The organism is Burkholderia sp. Bp9142 (assembly GCF_003853415.1).
Classification (GTDB): domain Bacteria; phylum Pseudomonadota; class Gammaproteobacteria; order Burkholderiales; family Burkholderiaceae; genus Burkholderia.
Window position 1 is genome coordinate 141,950 of sequence record NZ_QTPP01000003.1, and the last position, 25,247, is coordinate 167,196.

Sequence of the window (25,247 nt, forward strand, 5' to 3'; positions counted from 1 at the left end):
GTCTAATCATGTGCACGGGAGTTCTCTCCAGAAATCAATCTCAACATGCCGGCTTCCACAAAGTGGACGATGTTCGGGGGCAGTGATTCAGGTAACTCGGTCGAGGGCTTGGGCGGGGAGAATATATGTCGAGAAGTTTCGCTCAAACGGATGGTTCGACCGTTAAGCTGGTTGATGGCAACGCGTCCGAATCCTGGGGCGTTCGTAATGATGCAGGTGGGTTCGATCAAATAGCGAACCGGTGGAGAAGCAGGGAATACCTGGTCAGTCTCGATGAACCCATGTCGATACAGTGCAACCAATAGCGTGCACGCTTCATGCGCCACGCCATTGATTTCCATGTACTGCAACGCCCCTACGGTTGTCCCTTCGGTGAGCGCCTCGACGTCTTCATGGCGAAACCCTCCAAACGCCTGCGCGCTCTCAACCACGACAAGCGATGATCGAATTCCACGCGTACCGACAAGCTGGGGGGTATTGCGGGTAATGCGTGCTGACCTGGACCATCTGACCGAGCGATCCGGAGCCAGGAATTCAGGACAGGTTGCAAGCGGGTTCCGCAATTCCGGCGGCATTGACTTGCTGAGGGTGTAGCTGACATGACCTTCGGCGTGGTGGCCCAGGAGATACTCGGCGAGCTGCCAGGCATAGCCTCCCGTGCCCTGATAAAAGTTGGGTCGAATAGGGTCTGTTCTCATGGTTGCTCACGCCGATTTCAATATGACAATTGCTGTTGCCATGCCCACCGCGGCCCCGTCTTGCACTTCGGATGCAATCACCTTGTCGACCGTGAGGCCACTGGCCTCCGCGATGGGGGCCAGTGCCGACGGCGTCCACATCCGGTCTCGTAGATCACATACGACCCCTTCGATATTCCCGTGTTCATTTCGTCCCGACTGCGCGAAGACCGATCGATGCATGATCAGTTTGTCGCTGTCGTATTTGTAGGCCCACCAGATGAGCGCGGCTTCCCCGTTGCTCCGCCGAAATGGCACCACCGTGCATCGTTTGTCCATGAACGAAAGACGCTCGGGTGTGCCGTCACCGAAGACGGCGACCATGATCCTCGATTCGGAATTGCGCAACTGCGTCTTCGCGCTACGCAACAGTACTTCGAGCTTATCGTCGTCCAGAACGAAATTGATGGTCGCATCGCCGAACGTCACGACGTCGAAGTGACGTTGTGTGATTGGCGTCGGCAGATCAAATATGTCGCCCTGGAGCGCGTGAATGTGGCTGTGACCGATGAACGCATTGAAGCGATTGATGGCAACGGGGGAGATGTCGACGCCAAAGCTCTCCTGCAGCGCGAATTTCCCGGCGAGGTGCAGGAGCAGCCGGCCATCGCCGCAGCCGAGATCGAGAATACGGTGTCCATCGCGGACAATGGATTCCGCGGCGGCGAAATCCCATGTCGCACGGACTGTCGTCAATTCATACTCGTCGAATAGCGGCTCGTCGAAGTAGTAATGGCTGACTCGGAGATCCGCTATACCCGATGTCACGATGCGATCCAAAGGGGCTTGCAGTTTGATCGATTTCGTATCGTTCGGCTTCGATCCGAAGCGTCCTATGCGATCCATCGTCAGGCTCCTTTTGTGACCATGCTTGGTCGGTTTTTGACATTCAACGCGATGCCGCATGCGCCGATAATCGCCGTTGCGACTCCCACAACCACGAGAGCCATGCTCACGTGTGCCGTACTGATCATGCCGGCGCTCAGAAAGCCGAGAAACACCGAAGTCTGGATGCAAAATATATAGGCTGGCATCAGGTCGACACGCCGCTGCGGATCGATCGCCTTCATCATGAAACTTGCCGTGAGTGCGTTCTGGATGCCGTTGGCCGATCCGATCAGAAACGCGGCGCACATGATGAGCCATGCAGCGTCACTCAATGCGAGCCATAAAATGCCGGCGCCGATGACACTGGCGGCGATCGAGGCGCCGGCGGCATCACCGCGCCTCGCAAACAGACCGGCAAATATCACGGGACCGACGATCAGACCCACACTCAATGCGCTGATGACGAGTCCATAGATTTCTGCACTGAATTGCAGTTCAGTACGCACTCGAAATATCAGCAGCACATTGAGCGTGGATGTCAGCACGACCGTCATCAACAGTGGAGCGACCGCACGGATCACGCCGGCCGTGCGAACGAGACCGAGCAGGTCGAGTCTTCCCTTCTGCTTGGCTTGCATGGAGGCCTGACTGGATGTGTGGCTGAAGGAATCCAGCGCCTTGAAGCATAATGCAGTGACAGGAGCGGCGACCAACACCAGCAAGGCCAGCGTCAATAGCCCCCGTGAGTGGTCGGCCATGCCATACAGCAAACCGCCGAGGGCAGGGCCGCCCACGTAACCCATGTTCCGCACCGATTGCGTAATCCGATTGACGCGATCGATGTGCCGCTCTTCGTTTGTATAGCTCGGAATCGCGACCATGATTGCTGCCCACAGAAGAGACCCCGTGGATCCGAGTGCCATCGACACGACGATGTAGCCCCAGAACTGATTGGCCAGGGACGCTGCTGCGATCAGAAGCGACTGAAGGAGAAATACCGCGGGAATCGTTTTGCGAGGCCCGATCCTCTGGAGGATCAGGGGGGCGATCGGGCCGGACAGCATGCCTCCGATGAGACCGACGGCAAGCAATATCGATACCGATGAAGTATGGTCAGCCAGCCTCAGTGCAAAGGTCACTTGAGCGGCTTCATCAGCGAAGCTGCCAAACGACAGGGAGATGCAGATAAAGACGAACGCCCATCGACCTCTGATGCCCATCAAAGTGCCCCCCACCGTGCCAGCGACGCGGCTACATTCAGCAGATCATCGTTAAGCAGTTTGTCTTTTCCGCTTGATAAATCTGCAATGTCGACTTGCAGCCCGGCAGACAGGTGATTCAGAAAGTCGTGCAGTGCGCGACTGTATCTGAAGCTGCCGCAGTGGCCGTTGGCCGCGATCAGGATCTCGCCGTCTTGCAATACAGGCATCCACTGCAGGGTGCTTATGGCGTTGAGCTCAATGACATCGTCCAGTTCATCGACCTCGACGATCGGACGGCCGACATTCAGGCGGCTGCTGGTGTCCGAGACGAGTTGGGAGATCATCATTCGTCGTTTCAGAGACGTGCCATCAAGCAATGCCTTCAGGGACGAAAGCAAAAGCTCGTCATCGGGATTCAGGCTCGCGATGCCTGAAGAACGTACGTCATGGCGGGTGCGATTGGGTGCCTGGAGCAGGCTCTTCACGTAGTTCGCATTTTGTTGCGAATCGTTGCCGGTTTCCCAGAAAGCGATATTCACGTTGACTGAAACGTCAGATTTCGTTTCGGCAACGTGCAGCCAGTTTTCTGGGAAATAGGTCACTCGATTCGTTTTGTTCTCTAGCGGAATGCCTTCGGATTTGAATGGTTCATAGTCAGGGAATCGCACGCCAACAAGATCCGACCTGGTTCCGGGCCAGGTGAACATCGTTTTTCCGTCACGCAAGGTGAATCCGAAATTATGTGCGTGATCTACATGGATTCCAATATAGGTCGATGAATATCGGCCAATGAAACAATCGATATCGACGCGGCCGCCAGGCCGATAACCTATTGACAAGGCGAGTTGGTCTGAAAATGCCTTTGCGACATCCCAGATGATGGGGCTTGCCGCATGAAGTCCATAGTACATGACCGTCCATTCGTCGCCGCCCGCAAGTCGATCAATTCTCGATACATAATCCTCGATCGTGTCATCGGTGGCCAGTGCAAGAAAATCAGCGAGAGGTTCCGATGTGCGCTTTCCATTCAAAGCGGTTATGGCTTCGGACTGGAGGTTGCGGGATCGAATGTCGTTCGCGCAGGCCGCATATTGCTTGAGCGCGCCCAGTACATCTTTGTCGGTGAATGGAATCTGCGATGTGGTCAGCTCTGTCGCTTTCTTACCCCATAATTCTTTCGCAAATTGTGGCGACAAAAATGTGACCATATTCGACTCTCCATTCACGGGAACATGGATAGGTGAGCAAGAGGCAACATCCCTTGCTCACGGAACAGATTCACTACTGCTTCGGCATTACCGTGCCTCTCATGCAGTCTCGACGATCGCCATTACTTCTTCATCGTTACGCTGCGCATACTTGACATTGGCCATAACCGGCTGGACCTCGGCATCGTTGCGCTGGGCGTATTTGACATTGGCTACAACCGGTTCGATCTCGACGTCGTTACGCTGAGCGTATTTCACGTTGGCCACAACCGGCTCGACTTCGATAGCGGTCAATTCGTGGCTTCTCGTTATGTCTTTCAAGGAAATCGTCATATTGATGCTCCTTTTTAACGAAACGGAATTTAGAGAAAGTGATGCGAACATCCTTGCTTTTTTCACTAAGGGGTTGCCCGCTGAGAAAGAGTGCATCAAGTCCAATCTCTATGTCAAGCATTTGTAAGAAAGATAAATGTAATCGATCCCTATATCTACGGCGCGTGCCGGGTGGCTTTATATGGATAAATGGGGGGCTGTGGAAGTAGGGTGGCTCATTTCGTTTTTGTGCGAAATGGCTATTGTTGGGTGTATTTTTTGTTCGATTGCCTGATAGAAATGCCGGGGCTTATTTATCTGGGCATCGCCGCTGATTGATAATGGTTTTGCATATATCTCAATTATTTCTCAAAGGTAGGGAGAAGGTCATGCTGCGCATGATGATGGCGGCATGGTGGCGTGATTTTGGGAAGCGTTTGCGATTGCAGACGCGCACGCGGCGGTCCTATAGCTCCACTGAGAAACATTGCGTTCGCGGCCGCATGGCGCGGTCCCCGACTCGTGTGTGCGCGCTGTCAGTGAAACGCGTCTGATGGGTGGGCGACGATGAACCGCTGATACGGCACGGTGAAGTTTCGCAACGGGAAGAGGTCGATCTTGGTCTTGCGGTGCGCCACGCTTACTGGACGGGGACGTCATTCGGCGTGGCGCGTCGAGTGTTGGCACCACTGCGATATCGCCGGGCATCGGCGTCTGGGATCGATCTATGGTGCCGTACGGGGTTGCGGCATGTCCTGCGTAGGCATAACGCTCTGGAAGCCCGGCTGCGCCGGCGCCAGCGCGGGAAGCCGCCGTTCAAATCGATGTTCCCGATTTACAAGGAGAAGCCCCGACAGGAACGTGTTTGCCGGTTGACCGCATCGACCAAGCTGCTGCTTTGTCGATGGGACGAGAGGGTGTCTAACGGTGGCCTCTATTGATTGCCATTCGCTCCGAGGGGCGTGCGCCGCGTCTTCCGGCAATGTGCCTTCTATCCGACTCGTAACGAAGCGATTTCCCAATGCAGTACTCGCATAGGCACTGTCAGCGCAGGAGAGCGCCGCTTCAATCGCGTTGGCTTATTGGCCGATTAGGGTATGGGGTGTTCGCTTGCGCCCGCTGATCGACGGGGTCGGCCGCAGCCGACCCGCGTCAAGCGATTGCTTCGGAAGCAATCACACCGCCGCGTTCCGATTGGCCTCGATCACCGTCAACGCCGTCATGTTCACGATCCGCCGCACCGTCGCACTCGAGGTGAGAATGTTCACCGGCCCGTTGACGCCCAGCAGGAACGGCCCCACCGCGACGTTACTACCGGCCTCGGTCTTGAGCAGGTTATAGGCAATATTCCCCGCATCGACGTTCGGACACACGAGCAGGTTCGCGGCACCCTTCAGCGGCGACATCGGCAGCAGCCGCGACCGCAGCGTCTCATCGAGCGCACAGTCGCCATGCATTTCGCCATCCGCCTCGATATCCGGCGCATGCGCGCGAATGATCTCCAGCGCCTGGCGCATCTTCACGCCCGAAGCCGCGCTCCCCGACCCGAAGTTCGACCGAGACAGCAGCGCAGCCTTCGGTGTGAGATTCAGCCACTCCATCTGCCGTGCGGCAGCGATCGTGAATTCCGCGATCTGTTCCGCGTCGGGGTTGTCGTTGACGTGCGTATCCACCAGCGCGACCGTGCGCTGATTGAGCAGCAGGATATTCATCGCCGCGTAGGTCGACGCATCGGGCTTCTTGCCGATCACTTCGTCCACGAACCGCAGGTGATTGTGATATTCGCCGACCGTTCCGCAGATCATCCCGTCCGCATCGCCGAGGCGCACCATCATCGCGCCGATCAGCGTCAGGCGACGCCGCATTTCGACACGCGCCATTTCCTTCGAGATGCCGTCGCGGCAGCGCAGTTCCCAATACGTCGTCCAGTATTGCGGGAAGCGCTCGTCGTATTCCGGATTGGTCACCTCGACATCCTGGCCGAGACGAAGGCGCAGGCCGAACCGCTCGATCCGCGCCAGCAGCACCTCGGGACGCCCGACCAGGATCGGACGCGCGAGCTTCTCGTCGACGATGACCTGCACCGCGCGCAGCACGCGCTCGTCTTCGCCTTCGGTGAACACGATGCGAGCTTTCCCGCCGTCGCGCACGAGCTGGCGCGCGGTCGCGAACAGCGGCTTCATGAACGCGCCGGAGTGGTAGACGAACTGCTGCAACTGCTCGACATACGCATCGAGATCCGCGAGCGGGCGCGTCGCCACGCCGCCTTCGATCGCCGCCTTGGCCACGGCCGGTGCGATACGGACGATCAGACGCGGATCGAACGGCTTCGGAATCAGGTATTGCGGACCGAACGACACTTCGTCGCCGCCATAGGCCGCCGCGACGACATCGTTCTGCTCTTCTTCCGCGAGGCCGGCGATCGCGTGAACCGCGGCAATTTCCATTTCGCGGGTGATCGTCGTTGCGCCCACATCCAGTGCGCCGCGGAAAATGTACGGGAAGCACAGGACGTTGTTGACCTGGTTCGGGAAATCCGAGCGGCCCGTCGCGATCACGACGTCGTCGCGCGTCGCATGCGCGAGTTCCGGGAAAATTTCCGGCGTCGGATTGGCCAGCGCGAGAATCAGCGGACGCGCGGCCATCGCCTTCAGCATGTCCGGCTTCAGAATGCCGCCGACCGACAGCCCGAGGAACACGTCGGCGCCGCCGATCACGTCGGCCAGCGTGCGCGCGTCGGTTTCCTGCGCGAAGCGTTCCTTGGCCGGATCCATCAGCGTGGTCCGGCCGCGATAGACGACGCCCTCGATATCGGTCGCCCACACATTCTCGATCGGCAGCCCGAGGTCGACCAGCAGGTCCAGACAGGCCAGCGCCGCGGCGCCGGCGCCCGACGTCACGACCTTCACGTCCGAAATCGACTTGCCGACCACCTTCAGCCCGTTGATGAACGCGGCCGCGACGGTGATGGCGGTGCCATGCTGGTCGTCGTGGAAGACGGGGATCTTCATGCGCTCGCGCAGCTTGCGCTCGACCGTGAAGCACTCGGGCGCCTTGATGTCCTCGAGGTTGATCCCGCCGAACGTGGGCTCGAGGCCGGCGATGATGTCGACGAGCTTGTCCGGATCGGTCTCGTTGATCTCGATGTCGAACACGTCGATCCCGGCGAACTTCTTGAACAGCACGGCCTTGCCTTCCATGACCGGCTTGGACGCGAGCGCGCCGATGTTGCCCAGACCCAGCACGGCGGTGCCGTTGGTGATCACGCCCACCAGATTCCCGCGGCTCGTGAAGCGGCGCGCCTGCAGCGGATCGGCGGCGATCGACTCGCACACGCTGGCGACGCCGGGCGTATAGGCCAGTGCCAGATCGCGCTGCGTCACGAGCGGCTTGCTGGCGACGACCGAGATCTTCCCCGGGGTCGGAAACTCGTGATAGTCGAACGCGGCTTGCTGCTGGGTCTCTGTCTGTTTCATGTTCTTGGGTCCGGGCATGCGCGTCAGGCCAGTCCCGACGCGATCCATGGCAGTGATTCTAGGGATCGCCCATAAGGAGATGATTCTGTTTTAATATCGGTCCATCACTTTTTCATGATGGGTGCGTGGCCAGGCAATGACATTCGACGCGAACGACGTGGTCAGGCGCCTTGGCGCGCGCCTGAAGATGCGGCACCTGATGCTGTTGCTGCAGATCCAGCAGCACGGGTCGCTGACGCGCGTCGCGGAGCACATGGCCAGCAGCCAGCCCGCCGTGACGAACGCGCTGTCCGAGCTGGAAAGCATGTTCGGCACACCGCTGTTCGAGCGCTCGTCGCGCGGGATGCGGCCGACCGCGCTCGGTTCGGTCGTGCTCGAGCGGGCCAGGGCGATGCTGAAGGACCTCGACCATCTCGCCCGCGAGATGGAGGCGGTCGCGGCCGGCCATGCGGCGCATCTCCATATCGGCGTGATTCCGTTTATTTCGGGCCAGATGCTGTCGGCGGCGCTCAAGCGCCTGCAATCCCGGATGGAACGGCGCCTGACCGTCACGGTCCACGAAGGCACCAGCGACCAGTTGCTGCTGCAACTGAAGGACCACAGCGTCGACCTCGTGATCGGGCGCGCATCGTCGGCGATCGATCTGGGGCAGGTCTCCTTCGAAGTGCTGTACCAGCAGCAGCCGCGGATGATCGCGAGCCGGCGCCTCGCCGCGAAACTGGCCCGCACGCAGCTCGACTGGCACAAGCTGCACGCGCTGGACTGGATTCTCGGCGCGCCCCACACGCCGATGCGGGAACAGGTGACCGACCTGTTCCTGTCGGCGGGGATCGCGCCGCCGGTGCCGATCGTCGAAAGCTACTCGTCGAAACTGATCGGCGAAATGATCGCGTCGAGCGACGACGCGGTGTCCATCGTGCCGGCCGATATCGCGGAAGAAATGGTGCGCATCGCCGGGGTGGCGATCGTGCCTTACTCGCTGGTCTGGACGCTGCCGCCCATCGCGCTGTTTACCCGTGCCGCCGAATCGCATGCGCCGACGCGGGACTTGCTGGTCCAGGCACTGCGCGAGATCTGCAGGGAAACCTACGTCGAAGTCCCGCGATAAGGCTTCGGGAGCCGGTCCATGCCCGCGGGGCCGGGCACCGCATCACGCCCGCTCGAACACCGCCGCCAAGGCACGTCCGGTCTGTTTCCTTCACGCCGCATCCGGACAAACCCCCGCACATCAAAATCCGCCCAGAACCCCCACCGCACAAGCCACTGCCCGCGCATAGTGGTTTCCACCCATAGTCGCAAACAGTCAAGAACAGGTCGCCGCCGGTCGTCTTGCGACCAATATGGCTCGTTACTTTTACACCCACGATGCAGGCCGGGACGCACTCCGCGAACCCGTCGGACATCGGTCCAACCGGGAGAGAAACCTTGAAGTCGACAAAGATCGCCGCGTTCGTCGCGGCCGTGCTGGCGACCGGCGCGTTCGCGACCGCGGCGCAGGCCGAAACGGATGCCGCGACCTGCCGCAACGTACGCTTCGCGGATATCGGCTGGACCGACATCACGTCCACCACCGCGCTCGCCTCGACGGTGTTCGAAGGGCTCGGCTACAAGCCGACGACGACCATCGCGTCGGTGCCGATCTCGTTCGCCGGCCTGAAGAGCAAGCAGCTCGACATCTCGCTCGGCTACTGGTGGCCGGTGCAGCAAAAGCAGCTCCAGCCGTTCCTCGACAGCAAGTCGATCAACGTGGTCGAACCGCCGAACCTGTCGGGCGCGAAGGCGACGCTCGCGGTGCCGAGCTACGAATACCAGGCCGGCCTGAAGACCTTCGAGGACATCGCGAAACACCGCGCCGAGCTCGACGGCAAGATCTACGGGATCGAGCCGGGCAGCAGCGCGAACGCGACGATCCAGAAGATGATCGACACGAACCAGTACGGCCTCGGCGGCTTCAAGCTGGTCGAATCGAGCGAGGCGGGGATGCTCGTCACGGTCGAGCGCGCGATCCGCGAGAAGAAGTGGGTCGTGTTCCTCGGCTGGGAACCGCATCCGATGAACATCCAGATCAGCATGAACTACCTGTCCGGCGGCGACGCGGCGTTCGGCCCGAACTACGGCGAAGCGCGTGTGTACACGCTGACGGCGCCCGACTTCATCTCGCGCTGCCCGAACGCGGGCAAGCTCGTCGAGAACCTGCGCTTCACGACGCAGCTCGAGAACCAGCTGATGCAGTCGGTGATGAACAAGACGAAGCCGGCCGACGCCGCGAAGGCGTACCTGAAGAAGAATCCGCAGGTGCTCGATGCCTGGCTCGCCGGCGTCAAGACGTTCGACGGCAAGGACGGCCTGCCTGCCGTGAAGGCCTATCTCGGCCTGTAACGGCCCGTGCGCGCCGTATGCGTGCGGCGCGCGGCGAGAATCATCTGCAGTACGACGTAAATTGAGCGATACACATCGTATCCAGCACCGAATCAAGCGAGGGCATACAGCATGAACCACGAAGTCATCATCACCTGCGCGGTCACCGGCGCGGGCGATACGGTCGGCAAGCATCCGGCGATTCCGGTCACGCCGAAGGAAATCGCGGCGGCCGCGATCGAAGCCGCGAAGGCCGGCGCGACGGTTGCGCACTGCCATGTCCGCGATCCGCAGACGGGCCGCGGCAGCCGCGATCCGAACCTGTACCGCGAAGTGGTCGACCGGATCCGCTCGGCCGACGTCGACGTGATCATCAACCTGACGGCCGGCATGGGCGGCGATCTGGAAATCGGCCCGGGCGAGGACCCGATGCGCTTCGGCAAGGGCACCGACCTCGTCGGCGGCCTCACGCGCCTCGCGCACGTCGAGGAACTGCTGCCGGAAATCTGCACGCTCGATTGCGGCACGCTGAATTTCGGCGACGGCGACTACGTCTACGTGTCGACGCCCGCGCAGCTGCGCGCCGGCGCGAAGCGCATCCAGGAACTCGGCGTGAAGCCGGAGCTGGAAATCTTCGATACGGGCCATCTGTGGTTCGCGAAGCAACTGCTGAAGGAAGGACTGCTTGACGATCCGCCGCTGTTCCAGCTGTGCCTCGGCATTCCGTGGGGCGCGCCGGCCGACACCGGCACGATGAAGGCGATGGTCGACAACCTGCCACCGGGCGCGCACTGGGCGGGCTTCGGGATCGGCCGCATGCAGATGCCGATGGTCGCGCAGGCGATGCTGCTCGGCGGTCATGTGCGCGTCGGCCTCGAAGACAACATCTGGCTCGATCGCGGCGTGCATGCGACCAACGGCACGCTCGTCGAGCGTGCGCGGGAAATCGTCGAACGCCTCGGCGCTCGCGTGCTGACGCCGGCCGAAGGGCGTCGCAAGCTCGGCCTGCCGGCGCGCGGCGAGCGTCTGCTCGAACGCCGCGCGGTGGCCGAGTTCGCGTGAGTTTTCAAAGCGGATTCCGATTCAATGCGGCGGCGCGCGCACGAGCGCGCCGCCGTCCGATTTCCCTCGATTTGAAGGATGTGTTGACATGGCTGTGAAGACCGACATCAGGACGTTCGCCGCGATCGGCACCGGCGTGATCGGCAGCGGATGGATTTGCCGTGCGCTTGCGCACGGTCTCGACGTGGTCGTCTGGGACCCCGCGCCGGGCGCGGAAGCGCGGTTGCGCGCGAACGTCGCGAATGCCTGGCCCGCGCTCGAGCGCGTCGGCCTCGCGCCGGGCGCCGATCCCGCGCGGCTGCGCTTCGAATCGACGATCGAGGCCTGCGTCGCCGACGCGGACTTCGTCCAGGAAAGCGCGCCCGAGCGCGAGGCGCTCAAGCTCGAACTGCACGAGCAGATCAGCCGCGCGGCGAAGCCCGACGCGATCATCGCGTCGTCGACGTCGGGGCTGCTGCCGACAGATTTCTACGCGCGTGCGGTGCATCCGGAGCGCTGCGTGGTCGGCCATCCATTCAATCCGGTCTACCTGCTGCCGCTCGTCGAGGTGCTCGGCGGCGCGCGCACGTCGCCGGAAGCGGTCGACGCGGCGATGGAGATCTATCGCAAGCTCGGCATGCGGCCGCTGCACGTGCGCAAGGAAGTGCCGGGCTTCATCGCGGACCGGCTGCTCGAAGCGTTGTGGCGCGAGGCGCTGCATCTCGTCAACGAGGGCGTCGCGACGACCGGCGAGATCGACGATGCGATCCGCTTCGGCGCGGGCATCCGCTGGTCGTTCATGGGCACGTTCCTGACCTACACGCTGGCCGGCGGCGACGCGGGCATGCGACACTTCATGCAGCAGTTCGGCCCCGCGCTCGAACTGCCATGGACGAAGCTGGTCGCGCCGACGCTGACCGACGCACTGATCGACCGCGTCGTCGAAGGCACGAGCGAGCAGCAGGGCACGCGCAGCATCAAGGAACTCGAACGCTATCGCGACGAGTGCATTACCGAGGTGCTGAAGGCGATCGCCGCGGTGAAGGCGCGGCATGGCATGCGATTCGAGGATTGATTGAACATGACAGGCGATACCCCGCTGACGATTTACCGCGACGTCGTGCGGCCCGAGTGGGTCGACTACAACGGCCATCTGCGCGATGCGTTCTATCTGCTGATCTTCAGCTTCGCGACCGATGCGCTGCTGGAGCGCATCGGTCTCGACGATGCCGCGCGTCGCGAGCGGGGCCGCTCGGTCTATACGCTCGAAGCGCACGTGAACTATCTGCAGGAGATCAAGGAAGGCACGCGCGTGCGCGTCGATGCGCGAGTGATTGCGCACGACGCGAAGCGGCTGCACCTGTATCTCGAACTGTTCGCGGACGGGCACGACGGCGCGGTGTCCGCGAGCGAGCAGATGCTGCTGCACGTCGACACGCGCGGCGGCGCGAAATCGGCGCCGTTCGACGACGACGTCGCCGCGCGCGTGGCCGAACTGCACGCGTTGCAGCGCGATTGCGCGGCGCCTGCGTATGCGGGCCGCGTGATCGGATTGCCGCCGCGCCGCTAGTGCCGGCGACGACGGGGCGCATACGATGCTCGAACCGGAAATCGCCGCGTTCGTCGCGGCCGTCGACGCGGCGTATCCGGCCGACACGGCAGCGCGCTCGCCCGACGAGCAACGCCGCCTCTACGATCGCTTCGCGGCCGCATGGACACCCGCCGAACTGCCGGCCGGCATCGTGCGGCACGATGCGGTGTGGCACGCACCGGACGGGCACGCGATCGCGCTGCGGCGCTACGCGCCCGCTCAGCGCGAACCGCGCGGCACCGTGCTGTTCTTTCATGGCGGCGGCTTCGTCGTCGGCTCGCTCGACAGCCACGCGCTGATCACCGCGCAACTGGCGGCCGACACGGGGCTGGCCGTGATCGCGGTCGACTACCGGCTCGCGCCCGAGCATCGCGCGCCGGCCGCACTCGCGGACTGCCTGGCCGTCACGCGCGCCGCGCGCGATGCATGCTGGCCGTTCGTCTCATGCGCACGACCGCTGACGCTCGCGGGCGACAGTGCCGGCGGCAATCTCGCGGCCGCCGTCGCGACTGCGCTGCGCGATGCGGGCGAAGGCGGCCTCGACGGAATTGCGCTCGTGTATCCGATGCTCGGCATCGAACCGCAATCGCCGGCGCGCGAAACGGAAGCGCACGCGCCGATGCTGACGCTCGACGACGTTCATCGCTATCGCGCGCTGTACTGGGGCGGTGAAGGAGACGTTGCGCCGAACGATGACGATCCGCTGCTGCGCGCATCGGTGCCGCTTGCCGTGTCGCGTTTCGACGGGCTGCCGCCCGTGCTCGCGATCGGCGCGGAACACGATCCGCTGCGCGACGATGCACGCGTCTATGTCGAACGCATTCTCGCGGCCGGCGGCGCCGCGCGTTACTGGCGGGGAGAGGGGCTGGTGCACGGCTGCTGGCGCGCGCTCGGAACGAGCCCGCAGGCGGCGCGGATGCACCGGATGATCGGCGCGTTTCTGCTCGCACCACACGCGTAGCGGGCGTTTTCCGGGAGGCAACGATGCAGGCAGCGCAACACCGTATCGAGGACTGGCGGACCTTTTCCGCCGACGCGGCCATTGCGGCGGCGACGATCGGCGATGGAGCGGTGGACGTCGAGTGGGGTGACACGCGACGATCGCCGTTTCACTTCGACTGGTTGCGCGACAACTGCGCGTGTTCCGCATGTGTGCATGCGGTCACGCGCGAACAGGTGTTCGAGATCGCCGACACGCGCGAGGATCTGTCGGCACTCGCCGCGCATGTCGAAACCGACGGCGCGCTGCACGTCGAGTGGAACGACGGGCATCGCAGTACCTGGTCGCCGGGATGGTTGCGCGCGCATGCCTACGACGATGCGTCGCGCGCGGAGCGCCAGGCCGCGCACGGGCGGCACGTGTGGGTCGGCGACGATGAGACGGCGATCGGCGTGTTCGCGTGGCGTGACGTGATGGAGGACGACGGCGCGTTGCGCGCATGGCTCGCCGCGTTGCAGCGCACGGGGCTGACGCTCGTCGAGGGCGTGCCGGCCGAACGCGGCCGGGTCGACCAGATCGCGCGTCGTATCGGCCTGATCCGCGAAAGCAATTTCGGCATGCTGTTCGATGTCGAATCGAAGCCGCGACCGGACAGCAATGCCTATACGTCGCTCAACCTGCCGCCGCACACCGACCTGCCGACGCGTGAATTGCAGCCGGGCGTGCAGTTCCTGCATTGCCTCGCGAACGACGCAACGGGCGGAGACAGCATCTTCCTCGATGGCTTTGCGCTCGCGGATGCGCTGCGGCGCGAATATCCGGCCGATTTCGGGCATCTTGCGTCGACGCCGTTCGAGTTCTGGAACAAGAGCGCGAACAGCGACTACCGCTGTTCGGCGCCGGTGATCGGGCTCGATGCGCGTGGCAACGTGACCGAGGTGCGTGTCGCGAACTTCCTGCGCGGGCCGCTCGATGCGCCGGCCGGATCGGTCGCGGCCGTCTACCGCGCGTACCGGCGGTTTCTTGCGCTCGCGCGCGAGCCGCGTTTCCGGGTGCAGCGCCGGCTGCGGGCGGGCGACATGTGGGCGTTCGACAACCGGCGCGTGCTGCATGCGCGCACCGAGTTCGATCCGTCGACGGGCCGCCGGCATCTGCAGGGCTGCTACGTCGATCGCGACGAACTGCTGTCGCGCTGGCGTGTGCTGTCGCGTGCCGTACCTGCGGCAGCCGCGGAGCGCTGATCGGCGCATACGGCATCGTTACGCATACCTCGCCGGGAAAAAGCGCCCGGACGCATGGCGCCCGGGCGAAGCCACCCGCTGCCGGGCGGCGGAGGTATGCGTTTCACAAAAAGGTCGAGCCCGCATGGCGGGCTCGTCCGGATACGACTTCATCGCGCGATGCGCGGTGCGCCCGCCGGGGGCGCGTCGGCTTACTGGCCGAAGAAGACCGAGTCGCGAGCGTTCGACGACGCTGCGGCGGCCGGGGCGCCCGAGTGGACGACCGGAGCCGGTTGCGCGCCGTAGCCGCTGGCGTCGGCACCATGAACGCGCGCTTCCGCCGACTGGATGTCGTTCGGGTAGTACGGGCTCGACAGGCCCGGCTTGTAGCCGGCTTGTTCGAGCTGGACCAGTTCGTTGCGGACTTGTGCGCGGGTCACGGTGCTTTGTGCGAAAGCGCCGAACGAAGCGGACAGGGCGACAGCGGCAACAACTGCGGAAACGAGCGATTTCATGATGACCTCCGGTGTTTTATTGGGTTCGCTTTCGACACCATGTCTGCAGCGATTGACTAAATCTTAGTCACCGGATGGTTCAGGGTAAACGCTGATTTTGACGATAGATTGTTTCCTGCGTGGTAACAGTGGCACGTCGAATCATGCTTTCATCGAGCTTTCATTTCCGTAAATGCAATAAGTGACGAATGGGCGGCCGTGCGGTTCAGCGCATTTCGGCCGCCGTGTCGAACGGGCTGGCCGGCGGCCGGCCGGCGGGCACGCCGGCGCTCAGGAAACGCACGCCCGTCGCGGCCTCCGACGCTTCCCAAAGCAGCGCGGCCGCGGCCACGTCGCGCGCCGCGCGCGGCACGCTCGCGAGCGCCGGCAGGCCGCGCGACTCGAACCAGCCGGACGGCCCGACGTACGAGCCGCCTGTCAGGTCGGGTGACGTCGCCGCATGAATGGCGGGCAAGGCACCCTGATCGGCCGGTTGCGCGAGATAACGGTTCGCCGCGCGCATCAGCGCGGCGCGGGTGGGCGAACTGTCCATCGCGGGGCCCGCGAACTGCAGGTTGGTCGCCGCGTAGCCGGGATGCGCGGCGACGCTGATTCCCGCGAACGCCGCGCGCTGGAAGCGGCGCTGCAGTTCGATCGCGAACACGAGGTTCGCGAGCTTGCTGTCGCAGTACGCGAGATAACGGTTGTAACGGTGCTCGGCGCGCAGGTCGTCGACGCGGATCCGGCCGCCGCGGTTGAAGCCGCTCGACATCGTTACGACACGCGCCCGACGCGCGGCGCGCAGCGCCGGCAGCAGATGGCCGGTCAGCGCGAAATGGCCGAGGTGGTTGGTGCCGAACTGCATCTCGAAGCCGTCGCGCGTGTGCCGCAGCGGCAGGAACATCACGCCGGCGTTGTTGCAGAGGATGTCGACGCGGCCGTGGCGGTCGGAGACGTCGGCGGCGAAGCGCTCGATCGACGCGAGATCGGCGAGGTCGAGCGGATCGACCTCGACCCGTGCGCCGGGATGGAGGCGGCGGATCGCATCGGCGGCCTGCGCGGCACGCGCGGCATCGCGGCAGCCCATCACGACGGTCGCGCCCTTGGCGGCCAGGGTTTCCGCGATCTGCCAGCCGAGGCCGCTGTTGGCGCCGGTCACGACCGCGACCTTGCCGCCTTGCGCCGGGACGTGGCGCGCGCTCCATGCATGCATGTCTGCCTCCAGCGGCGTGGCCGGTGCGCCACGACGCGTAATCGTTACATTGAGTGGTGTAACGATAGTCCGCGCAGGCGGGACAGACAAGCAGGGGAATTAGACCGGCGCTTCTAGGGCGGGCCTGCGTATCACGCAGCCGGCCCGGGCACGCAGCTGGCGGACGTTATCGGCTGCCTGCCAGGGCGAGCACTTCGGCGGCGGAGATCATCGCGGCCGCGTTCGCGGGTGCCGGGCGCTCGGCCGGGCGGAATACTTCGTCGCCGCGCTGGATGACCTGGCGCGACAGCGCGCAGGTGCCGGTGCGCTGCGCGAAGCGGCGGCGCCAGCGCTGTTCGCCGTAATGACAGCGGCCGGGCTCGACCCAGCGTACGACGAGCAGCGTATCGGAACGTTCGAGAATTTCGACGTGGACGTCGGCGGGATCGAGCGCAGGCAGGGATTTGGAGGCCTTCATTTGCCGTTTCCTAAAGCTCGTGCGGTTCGGCCGTGGCAGTGGATGTCACTACCCAAAGACGAATCCGTAGCGGTTTCCATGAGTGGTGCGCTAAATGTAAGCGTCTGTGACCGGAAAAAACATCCTGTCTGGCTCAAATTACCTTTTGCCGATTTAGAAACAATCGACGCGCATTTTCGTGAGAAACCAGCGACAAAAGCGCCCCGGACGCGAAGCGCCCGGGGCGGAAAATCGGGCCGCGCCACCGTGTCTGCTCGCTCAGTCACGTGGACACCGCGGGGGACGGAGGTACCCGTCAGGGATCGGCGACGGGCGGGGCGGTGTACCGGGAAGCGCGGTCCGGCAACGCCATGATCGCGCGCGCCCCCGGTTGAGACCCTGACGGGGACATGACTTTTCTGTCAGTTTCGCCCGGCGCGCCGCGCGGCACGGGCATCCGCAACCGTCGCAAACCCCCGTCGGTATTGGCTTTGCACGATGTGCGGTCAATCGCCGGCGTCCGAAAAAGAGGCCCCGCTAACGCCGGAGGCTCCGCCCTCGGCCTGATTCTGCCGCTGGGGAAAACACTGAATCCCACGTTCGTGACAAATCCGGAATCCGCACCTATGATTGGTTGGACCTTTAGTCCTTTGTGCCAATGAGCCGGCATGTCCGGCTTTTACAGGAGGGTGCTCATGAGATTGCAGGGCAAGCGCGCGCTGGTGACGGCGGCCGGGCAGGGTATCGGCCGCGCGACGGCGCTGCGGTTCGCAAGCGAGGGCGCCGACGTGCTGGCGACCGACATCAACGAAGCCGCGCTCGCGCAACTCGCGGCCGACGCCGAGCGCGCGGGCAGCCGGCTGGCGACGCGGCGGCTCGACGTGACCGATGCGGGCGACGTCGCGGCACTCGCCGCGCAGGAGCGCGCGTTCGACGTGCTGTTCAACTGCGCCGGCTACGTGCACCACGGCTCGATCCTCGACTGCGATGACGCCGCCTGGGCGTTCTCACTGAACCTGAACGTCACGTCGATGTACCGGCTGATCCGCGCGTTGCTGCCGGCGATGCTGGAAGCGGGCGGCGCGTCGATCATCAACATGGCGTCGGCCGCGTCGAGCGTGAAGGGCGTGCCGAACCGCTTCGTCTACGGCACGACCAAGGCGGCCGTGATCGGGCTGACCAAGGCGGTCGCCGCCGATTTCGTCGAGCAGCGCATTCGCTGCAACGCGATCTGCCCGGGCACGATCGAGTCGCCGTCGCTGGAACAGCGGATCGCCGAGCAGGCGCGCACGCGCCAGGTGGCGACCGACGTCGTGCGCCAGGCGTTCGTCGCGCGCCAGCCGATGGGCCGCATCGGCACCGCGGACGAAGTGGCCGCGCTCGCGCTGTATCTCGCGTCCGACGAAGCGTCGTTCACGACCGGCGCGATTCACCTGATCGATGGCGGCTGGTCAAACTGACCGTGTCGAACTGACCACGCATCCCTATTCACTTTCCGCTTCCGTTCAAACGACATGAAACTGCTGAGATTTGGCGACAAACACCATGAGAAACCGGGCCTGCTCGATGCGCAGGGCAAGATCCGCGACCTGTCGGGCGTGATCGACGACATCGCCGGCGATGCGCTGACGCCAGCATCGCTCGCGCGGCTGCGCGACATCGAGCCATCGTCGCTGCCGTTGGTCGACGGCACGCCGCGGCTAGGCGCATGTGTCGGCCGCGTCGGCAAGTTCATCTGCATCGGGCTCAACTATTCCGACCACGCGGCCGAATCGGGGATGGAAGTCCCGAAGGAGCCGGTCGTGTTCGGCAAATGGACGAGCGCGATCTCGGGGCCGAACGACGACGTCGAGATTCCGCGCGGCTCGGAGAAGACCGACTGGGAAGTCGAGCTCGGCGTCGTGATCGGCCAGGGCGGCCGCTATATCGACGAAGCCGATGCACTGTCGCACGTCGCCGGCTACTGCGTGGTGAACGACGTGTCGGAGCGCGAATACCAGCTCGAACGCGGCGGCACGTGGGACAAGGGCAAGGGCAACGACACGTTCGGCCCGCTCGGCCCGTGGCTCGTGACGGCCGACGAAGTGCCCGATCCGCACGCGCTGCGGCTGTGGCTCGACGTCGACGGCCACCGCTACCAGAACGGCACGACCGCCACGATGGTGTTCCGCGTGCCGCACCTGATCAGCTACCTGAGCCGCTTCATGAGCCTGCAGCCGGGCGACGTGATCTCGACCGGCACGCCGCCGGGCGTGGGCCTTGGCCAGAAGCCGCCCGTCTATCTGCGCGCCGGGCAGGTGATCACGCTCGGCATCGACGGGCTCGGCGAGCAGCGCCAGCGCACCGTGCAGGCCTGATTCCCTTTAACGGACCGTTCGCCATGCCTATCATTCGATCGATGCGCGTCCTCGACGTGCGCTTCCCGACCTCGCGCCAGCTTGACGGCTCCGATGCGATGAATCCGGACCCCGATTATTCGGCGGCGTACGTCGTGCTCGAAACCGACCAGGACGGGCTCGAAGGTCACGGGCTCACGTTCACCATCGGGCGCGGCAACGAGATCTGCTGCGCGGCGATCGACGCGATGCGTCACCTCGTCGTCGGCCTCGACCTCGACTGGATCCGCGAGGACATGGGCCGCTTCTGGCGGCACGTGACGTCGGACAGCCAGTTGCGCTGGATCGGCCCCGACAAGGGCGCGATCCATCTGGCGACGGGCGCCGTCGTCAACGCGGTGTGGGACCTGTGGGCGAAGGCCGAGGCCAAGCCGCTGTGGCGGCTCGTCGCCGACCTGAGCCCCGAGGAAATCGTGCGCGCGATCGATTTCCGCTACCTGACCGACTGCCTGACGCAGGGCGAGGCGCTCGACCTGCTGCGCCGGCAGGCGCCGGGCAAGGCCGCGCGGATCGCGGCGCTCGAGCGCGACGGCTACCCGTGCTACACGACGTCGGCGGGCTGGCTCGGCTACAGCGACGACAAGCTGCGCCGGCTGTGCCGCGAGGCGGTGGACGCGGGTTTCGACTACGTGAAGCTGAAGGTCGGCGCGAACCTGGAGGACGACATCCGGCGCGTGACGATCGCGCGCGAGGTGATCGGCCCCGAGCGCAAGCTGATGATCGACGCGAACCAGGTGTGGGAAGTCGACGAGGCGATCGACTGGGTGCGCGAGCTGGCGTTCGCGAAACCGTGGTTCATCGAGGAGCCGACGAGCCCCGACGACGTGGAAGGGCATCGCAAGATCCGCGAGGCGATCGCGCCCGTGCAGGTTGCGACCGGCGAGATGTGCCAGAACCGCGTGCTGTTCAAGCAGTTCATCGCGCGCGGCGCGATCGACGTCGTGCAGATCGACGCGTGCCGGCTCGGCGGCGTGAACGAGATTCTCGCGGTGATGCTGCTGGCCGCGAAGTACGGGCTGCCGGTGTGTCCGCATGCGGGCGGCGTCGGGCTGTGCGAATACGTGCAGCATCTGTCGATGATCGACTACGTGTGCATTTCCGGCACGAAGGAAGGGCGCGTGACCGAATACGTCGATCACCTGCACGAGCATTTCGTCGCACCGTGCGTCGTGCGCGGCGCGGCGTACATGCCGCCGACGGCGCCCGGCTTCTCGATCGAGATGAAGCCGGAATCGCTCGAGCAGTATCGGTTCCGCGGCTGAAGCACGTGGCACGATGTGCCGCGCACGGCCTGCGCGGCCACAACCTGAACGACGGAGACGCGAAGTGGATTTGAATCTGCAAGACAAGGTCGTGATCGTGACCGGCGGCGCGTCGGGCATCGGCGCCGCGATCTCGATGCGGCTGGCCGGCGAAGGCGCGATTCCGGTGGTGTTCGCTCGCCACACGCCGGACGATGGCTTCTGGCGCGAACTCGCGCAGAAGCAGCCGCGCGCCGTGTGCGTGTCCGTCGAGTTGCAGGGCGACGCGCAGTGCCGCGACGCAGTCGCACAGACCATCGCTCGTTTCGGCCGCATCGACGGCCTCGTCAACAACGCGGGCATCAACGACAGCATCGGACTCGACGCCGGGCGCGACGCCTTCGTCGCATCGCTCGAGCGCAACCTGATCCACTACTACGTGATGGCGCACTACTGCGTGCCGCACCTGAAGGCGACGCGCGGCGCGATCGTCAACATTTCGTCGAAGACGGCCGTCACCGGGCAGGGCAACACGAGCGGCTATTGCGCATCGAAGGGCGCGCAGCTCGCGCTGACGCGCGAATGGGCCGTCGCATTGCGCGACGACGGCGTGCGCGTGAACGCGGTGATCCCGGCCGAGGTGATGACGCCGCTCTACCAGAGCTGGATCGCCGGCTTCGACGACCCGGACGCGAAGATCGCGGAAATCGCCGGCAAGGTGCCGCTCGGCAAGCGCTTCACGACGGCCGACGAGATTGCCGACACGGCCGTGTTCCTGCTGTCGGCGCGCGCATCGCACACGACGGGCCAGTGGCTGTTCGTCGATGGCGGCTATACGCATCTCGATCGCGCGATCGGCTGAGGACGGCGAGCCATGCAACCCGACCCGAACCTGAACACCGCGCCGCCGCTGATCGCGTTGACCGGCGTCAGCAAGCGTTTTCCGGGCGTGCAGGCGCTCGACGACTGCCACTTCGACCTGCGCGCCGGCGAAGTGCATGCGCTGATGGGCGAAAACGGCGCCGGCAAGTCGACGTTGATGAAGATCCTCGCGGGCGTGTATCAGAAGGATGAAGGCGAGATCCGGATGGACGGGCGCGCGGTGGAGATCGACGATCCGCGCGCCGCGCAGGCGCTCGGGATCGGCATCATCCATCAGGAACTGAACCTGATGAACCACCTGAGCGTCGCGCAGAACATCTTCATCGGACGCGAGCCGCGCGGCCGCTTCGGCGTGTTCGTCGACGAAGAGAAACTCAACCGCGACGCGGCCGCGATCTTCGCGCGGATGCGGCTCGATCTCGATCCGCGCACGCCGGTCGGCCGGCTGACGGTCGCGAAGCAGCAGATGGTCGAGATCGCGAAGGCGCTGTCGTTCGAGTCGCGCGTGCTGATCATGGACGAGCCGACCGCGGCGCTGAACAACGCGGAAATCGCCGAGCTGTTCCGCATCATCGGCGACCTGCGCGCGCACGGCGTCGGCGTCGTCTACATCTCGCACAAGATGGACGAGCTGCGCCAGATCGCCGATCGCGTGACCGTGATGCGCGACGGCAAGTACGTCGCGACCGTGCCGATGGCCGGCACGTCGATGGACGCGATCATCGCGATGATGGTCGGTCGCCAGCTCGATACGACGTTCCGCACGCCGCCCGATACGTCGGCCAACGAGGTCGCGCTCGAAGTGCGCGGGCTGTCGCGCGGCCGCGCGATCCGCGACGTCGGCTTCACGCTGCGGCGCGGCGAGATTCTCGGCTTCGCGGGGCTGATGGGCGCGGGCCGCACCGAGGTCGCGCGCGCGGTATTTGGCGCGGATCCGGTCGACGCGGGCGAGATCCGCGTGCACGGCAGGACCGTGACGATCCGCACGCCGGCCGACGCGGTCGCGCACGGGATCGGTTATCTGTCGGAGGACCGCAAGCACTTCGGGCTCGCGGTCGGGATGGACGTGCAGAACAACATCGCGTTGTCGAGCATGCGCCGCTTCGTGCGCCGCGGCATGTTCCTCGATGCACGCGAGATGCGCGACACCGCGCAGTCGTACGTGCGCCAGCTCGCGATCCGCACGCCGTCGGTCGCGCAGCCCGCGCGCCTCCTGTCGGGCGGCAACCAGCAGAAGATCGTGATCGCGAAGTGGCTGCTGCGCGATTGCGACATCCTGTTCTTCGACGAGCCGACGCGCGGCATCGACGTCGGCGCGAAAAGTGAGATCTACAAGCTGCTCGACGCGCTCGCCGCCGACGGCAAGGCGATCGTGATGATCTCGTCGGAGTTGCCCGAGGTGCTGCGCATGAGCCACCGGATTCTCGTGATGTGCGAAGGGCGCGTGACCGGCGAATTGCGCGCGGCCGACGCCACGCAGGAAAAGATCATGCAGCTCGCGACGCAGCGCGAGTCGACCGTATTGTCCTGATTACGACGCTTACCCGATCATGTCCAACGATACGCATCCCGTTCCGCCCCTTGCTTCCGGCGACACGCCGGCCGCCGCATCGCGCCTGAAGTCGCGCTTCTTCAACCCGGCCGCGCGGCAGAAGCTGCTCGCGTTCGCGAGCCTCGTGCTGCTGATCGCGTTCTTCAGCTTCGCGTCGTCGAACTTCCTCGAAGTCGACAACCTCGTGTCGATCCTGCAGGCCACCGCCGTGAACGGCGTGCTGGCCGTCGCCTGTACCTACGTGATCATCACGTCGGGCATCGACCTGTCGGTCGGCACGCTGATGACGTTCTGCGCGGTGATGGCCGGCGTCGTGCTCACGAACTGGGGCATGCCGCTGCCGCTCGGGATCCTGGCCGCGCTGTGCTTCGGCGCGCTGTCGGGCAGCGTGTCGGGCTTCGTGATCGCGAAGATGAAGGTGCCGCCGTTCATCGCGACGCTCGGCATGATGATGCTGCTCAAGGGGCTGTCGCTCGTGATCTCGGGCACGCGGCCGATCTACTTCAACGATACGCCGGGCTTCACGTCGATCGCGCAGGATTCGCTGATCGGCAGCCTGATCCCCGCGCTGCCGATTCCGAACGCGGTGCTGATCCTGTTCCTCGTCGCGATCGGCGCGTCGATCGTGCTGAACCGCACCCTCTTCGGCCGCTACACGTTCGCGCTCGGCAGCAACGAGGAAGCGCTGCGGCTGTCCGGCGTGAACGTCGACGCGTGGAAGATCGCCGTCTACACGTTCAGCGGCGCGGTGTGCGGGATCGCCGGGCTCCTGATCGCGTCGCGGCTGAATTCCGCGCAGCCCGCGCTCGGGCAGGGCTACGAGCTCGATGCGATCGCGGCCGTCGTGATCGGCGGCACGTCGCTGTCGGGCGGCGCGGGCAGCATCGTCGGCACCATCATCGGCGCGTTCATCATGAGCGTGCTGACCAACGGCCTGCGCATCCTGTCGGTCGCGCAGGAATGGCAGACGGTCGTGACGGGCGTGATCATCATCCTCGCCGTCTACGTGGACATCCTGCGCCGGCGCCGCCGCTGACGCACGCACGAACACGAACACGAACACGAACACGAACACGAACACGAACACGAACACACATGCGCTTCACCGCCGGCCGGGCCGGCATTTCAGTCGATACCAACCAAGGAGACGCGAAGTGATCAGGAGCAAGGTGTTGAACGCGATCGTCGGGCTGACGTTCGCCGTCGGCGTGACGGCCGGCGCGCAGGCGCAGGAAACCTATATCCCGCTGATCTCGAAGGGCTTCCAGCATCAGTTCTGGCAGGCCGTGAAAGCGGGCGCGATGCAGGCCGCGAAGGACTACAAGGTGAAGGTGACCTTCGAAGGCCCCGAAACCGAGGCGATGGTCGACAAGCAGATCGACATGCTGTCCGCCGCGATCGCGAAGAAGCCCGCCGCGCTCGGCTTCGCGGCGCTCGACAGCAAGGCCGCGCTGCCGCTCCTGAAGAAGGCGCAGGCCGAGAAGATCCCGGTGATCGCGTTCGACTCGGGCGTCGACAGCGACATCCCGGTGACGACGGCCGCGACCAACAACAAGGCCGCCGCCGCGCTCGCCGCCGACAAGCTCGCCGCGCTGATCGGCGACGAAGGCGAGGTGGCCGTGGTCGCGCACGACCAGACGAGCCGCACCGGCATCGACCGCCGCGACGGCTTTCTCGAGCGGATGAAGTCGGCGCACCCGAAGGTGAAGGTCGTCACCGTGCAGTACGGCGAAGGCGACCAGCTGAAGTCGACCGAGGTGACGAAGTCGATGCTGCAGGCGTATCCGAAGCTCAAGGGCCTGTTCGGCACCAACGAAGGCTCGGCGATCGGCGTGGTGAACGGCGTGCGCGAGATGAAGCGCAAGGTCGTGATCGTCGGCTACGATTCGGGCAAGCAGCAGAAGGACGCGATCCGCAGCGGGCTGATGGCCGGCGCGATCACGCAGAATCCGATCGGGATCGGCTACAAGACGGTTGAAGGGGCCGTGAAGGCGATCAAGGGCGAGAAGCTGCCGAAGGTCATCGATACCGGTTTCTACTGGTATGACAAGACCAATATCGACGACCCGAAGATCACGGCGGTGTTGTACGACTGAGCGTGACGTGATGTGATGCTGCGG

General features: G+C 64.5%; 23 protein-coding genes. 14 read left to right on the forward strand and 9 right to left on the reverse strand.

All coding sequences use genetic code 11. The features are described 5' to 3' along the window. Positions 1-2: 2 nt before the first annotated feature. The 6 genes from DIE22_RS38650 to DIE22_RS04925 form a co-directional block, all read right to left on the reverse strand. Positions 3-698 carry a hypothetical protein gene (locus tag DIE22_RS38650; RefSeq protein ID WP_260426613.1) on the reverse strand — a complete coding sequence of 232 codons (696 nt, stop codon included), beginning with the start codon at positions 696-698 and terminating at the stop codon, positions 3-5. 6 nt (positions 699-704) lie between these two features. Beyond that, positions 705-1,583, reverse strand: coding sequence for a bifunctional 2-polyprenyl-6-hydroxyphenol methylase/3-demethylubiquinol 3-O-methyltransferase UbiG (locus tag DIE22_RS04905; protein WP_185640544.1), 879 nt, complete (start codon positions 1,581-1,583; stop codon positions 705-707). A gap of 2 nt (positions 1,584-1,585) precedes the next feature. Continuing rightward, the gene (locus tag DIE22_RS04910; RefSeq protein ID WP_124495199.1) at positions 1,586-2,785 is read right to left on the reverse strand and encodes an MFS transporter; all 1,200 of its coding nucleotides are present in this window, start codon (positions 2,783-2,785) and stop codon (positions 1,586-1,588) included. Then, the gene (locus DIE22_RS04915; RefSeq protein WP_124495201.1) at positions 2,785-3,975 is read right to left on the reverse strand and encodes a hypothetical protein; all 1,191 of its coding nucleotides are present in this window, start codon (positions 3,973-3,975) and stop codon (positions 2,785-2,787) included. Before DIE22_RS04915 ends, DIE22_RS04910 begins: the two co-directional genes overlap by 1 nt. Positions 3,976-4,074: 99 nt before the next feature. After that, the gene (locus tag DIE22_RS04920) at positions 4,075-4,308 is read right to left on the reverse strand and encodes a hypothetical protein (RefSeq protein ID WP_124495203.1); all 234 of its coding nucleotides are present in this window, start codon (positions 4,306-4,308) and stop codon (positions 4,075-4,077) included. A gap of 1,154 nt (positions 4,309-5,462) precedes the next feature. Further along, positions 5,463-7,763: an NADP-dependent malic enzyme gene (locus tag DIE22_RS04925; protein WP_124495205.1), complete on the reverse strand. Its 2,301-nt coding sequence runs from the start codon at positions 7,761-7,763 to the stop codon at positions 5,463-5,465. Between the two features lie 136 nt (positions 7,764-7,899). On the opposite strand from DIE22_RS04925, the gene DIE22_RS04930 reads away from it, so the two are divergent. The 7 genes from DIE22_RS04930 to DIE22_RS04965 all read left to right on the forward strand — a co-directional run bounded on the left by DIE22_RS04930 (position 7,900) and on the right by DIE22_RS04965 (position 14,934). Beyond that, positions 7,900-8,871 carry a LysR substrate-binding domain-containing protein gene (locus DIE22_RS04930; protein WP_124495207.1) on the forward strand — a complete coding sequence of 324 codons (972 nt, stop codon included), beginning with the start codon at positions 7,900-7,902 and terminating at the stop codon, positions 8,869-8,871. 317 nt (positions 8,872-9,188) lie between these two features. Further along, positions 9,189-10,142, forward strand: coding sequence for a choline ABC transporter substrate-binding protein (locus DIE22_RS04940; RefSeq protein ID WP_124495211.1), 954 nt, complete (start codon positions 9,189-9,191; stop codon positions 10,140-10,142). A 111-nt stretch (positions 10,143-10,253) separates the two neighbouring features. After that, a complete protein-coding gene (locus DIE22_RS04945; RefSeq protein ID WP_124495213.1) occupies positions 10,254-11,183 on the forward strand; it encodes a 3-keto-5-aminohexanoate cleavage protein in 930 nt (309 codons plus the stop codon). A gap of 88 nt (positions 11,184-11,271) precedes the next feature. Then, positions 11,272-12,237, forward strand: a complete 966-nt coding sequence (locus DIE22_RS04950) for an L-carnitine dehydrogenase (RefSeq protein WP_124495215.1) — start codon at positions 11,272-11,274, stop codon at positions 12,235-12,237. 6 nt (positions 12,238-12,243) lie between these two features. Next, positions 12,244-12,732, forward strand: a complete 489-nt coding sequence (locus DIE22_RS04955) for a thioesterase family protein (protein ID WP_124604645.1) — start codon at positions 12,244-12,246, stop codon at positions 12,730-12,732. A gap of 25 nt (positions 12,733-12,757) precedes the next feature. Next, positions 12,758-13,714, forward strand: coding sequence for an alpha/beta hydrolase (locus DIE22_RS04960; protein WP_124495219.1), 957 nt, complete (start codon positions 12,758-12,760; stop codon positions 13,712-13,714). A 23-nt stretch (positions 13,715-13,737) separates the two neighbouring features. Next, positions 13,738-14,934, forward strand: coding sequence for a TauD/TfdA family dioxygenase (locus DIE22_RS04965; protein ID WP_124495221.1), 1,197 nt, complete (start codon positions 13,738-13,740; stop codon positions 14,932-14,934). Positions 14,935-15,125: 191 nt separating this feature from the next. Here DIE22_RS04965 and DIE22_RS04970 read toward each other — a convergent pair whose 3' ends face one another. From DIE22_RS04970 to DIE22_RS04980, 3 genes are all read right to left on the reverse strand, one after another. Further along, positions 15,126-15,428, reverse strand: coding sequence for a DUF4148 domain-containing protein (locus DIE22_RS04970; protein WP_124495223.1), 303 nt, complete (start codon positions 15,426-15,428; stop codon positions 15,126-15,128). Positions 15,429-15,633: 205 nt separating this feature from the next. Beyond that, the gene (locus tag DIE22_RS04975; RefSeq protein ID WP_124495225.1) at positions 15,634-16,620 is read right to left on the reverse strand and encodes an oxidoreductase; all 987 of its coding nucleotides are present in this window, start codon (positions 16,618-16,620) and stop codon (positions 15,634-15,636) included. A gap of 166 nt (positions 16,621-16,786) precedes the next feature. After that, positions 16,787-17,077, reverse strand: coding sequence for a DUF3331 domain-containing protein (locus tag DIE22_RS04980; protein WP_006749506.1), 291 nt, complete (start codon positions 17,075-17,077; stop codon positions 16,787-16,789). 674 nt (positions 17,078-17,751) lie between these two features. On the opposite strand from DIE22_RS04980, the gene DIE22_RS04985 reads away from it, so the two are divergent. The 7 genes from DIE22_RS04985 to DIE22_RS05015 all read left to right on the forward strand — a co-directional run bounded on the left by DIE22_RS04985 (position 17,752) and on the right by DIE22_RS05015 (position 25,223). After that, a complete protein-coding gene (locus tag DIE22_RS04985) occupies positions 17,752-18,516 on the forward strand; it encodes an SDR family oxidoreductase (RefSeq protein WP_124495227.1) in 765 nt (254 codons plus the stop codon). A gap of 54 nt (positions 18,517-18,570) precedes the next feature. After that, the gene (locus DIE22_RS04990) at positions 18,571-19,413 is read left to right on the forward strand and encodes an ureidoglycolate lyase (protein WP_124604646.1); all 843 of its coding nucleotides are present in this window, start codon (positions 18,571-18,573) and stop codon (positions 19,411-19,413) included. Positions 19,414-19,436: 23 nt separating this feature from the next. Beyond that, positions 19,437-20,714, forward strand: a complete 1,278-nt coding sequence (locus DIE22_RS04995; protein ID WP_124495231.1) for an L-fuconate dehydratase — start codon at positions 19,437-19,439, stop codon at positions 20,712-20,714. Positions 20,715-20,778: 64 nt separating this feature from the next. Beyond that, positions 20,779-21,555: an SDR family oxidoreductase gene (locus DIE22_RS05000; protein WP_124495233.1), complete on the forward strand. Its 777-nt coding sequence runs from the start codon at positions 20,779-20,781 to the stop codon at positions 21,553-21,555. Positions 21,556-21,567: 12 nt separating this feature from the next. After that, positions 21,568-23,106, forward strand: a complete 1,539-nt coding sequence (locus DIE22_RS05005; RefSeq protein ID WP_124495235.1) for a sugar ABC transporter ATP-binding protein — start codon at positions 21,568-21,570, stop codon at positions 23,104-23,106. Positions 23,107-23,125: 19 nt separating this feature from the next. Further along, positions 23,126-24,163: an ABC transporter permease gene (locus DIE22_RS05010; protein ID WP_124495237.1), complete on the forward strand. Its 1,038-nt coding sequence runs from the start codon at positions 23,126-23,128 to the stop codon at positions 24,161-24,163. Between the two features lie 118 nt (positions 24,164-24,281). Beyond that, positions 24,282-25,223 carry an ABC transporter substrate-binding protein gene (locus DIE22_RS05015; RefSeq protein WP_124495239.1) on the forward strand — a complete coding sequence of 314 codons (942 nt, stop codon included), beginning with the start codon at positions 24,282-24,284 and terminating at the stop codon, positions 25,221-25,223. Positions 25,224-25,247: the final 24 nt, after the last annotated feature.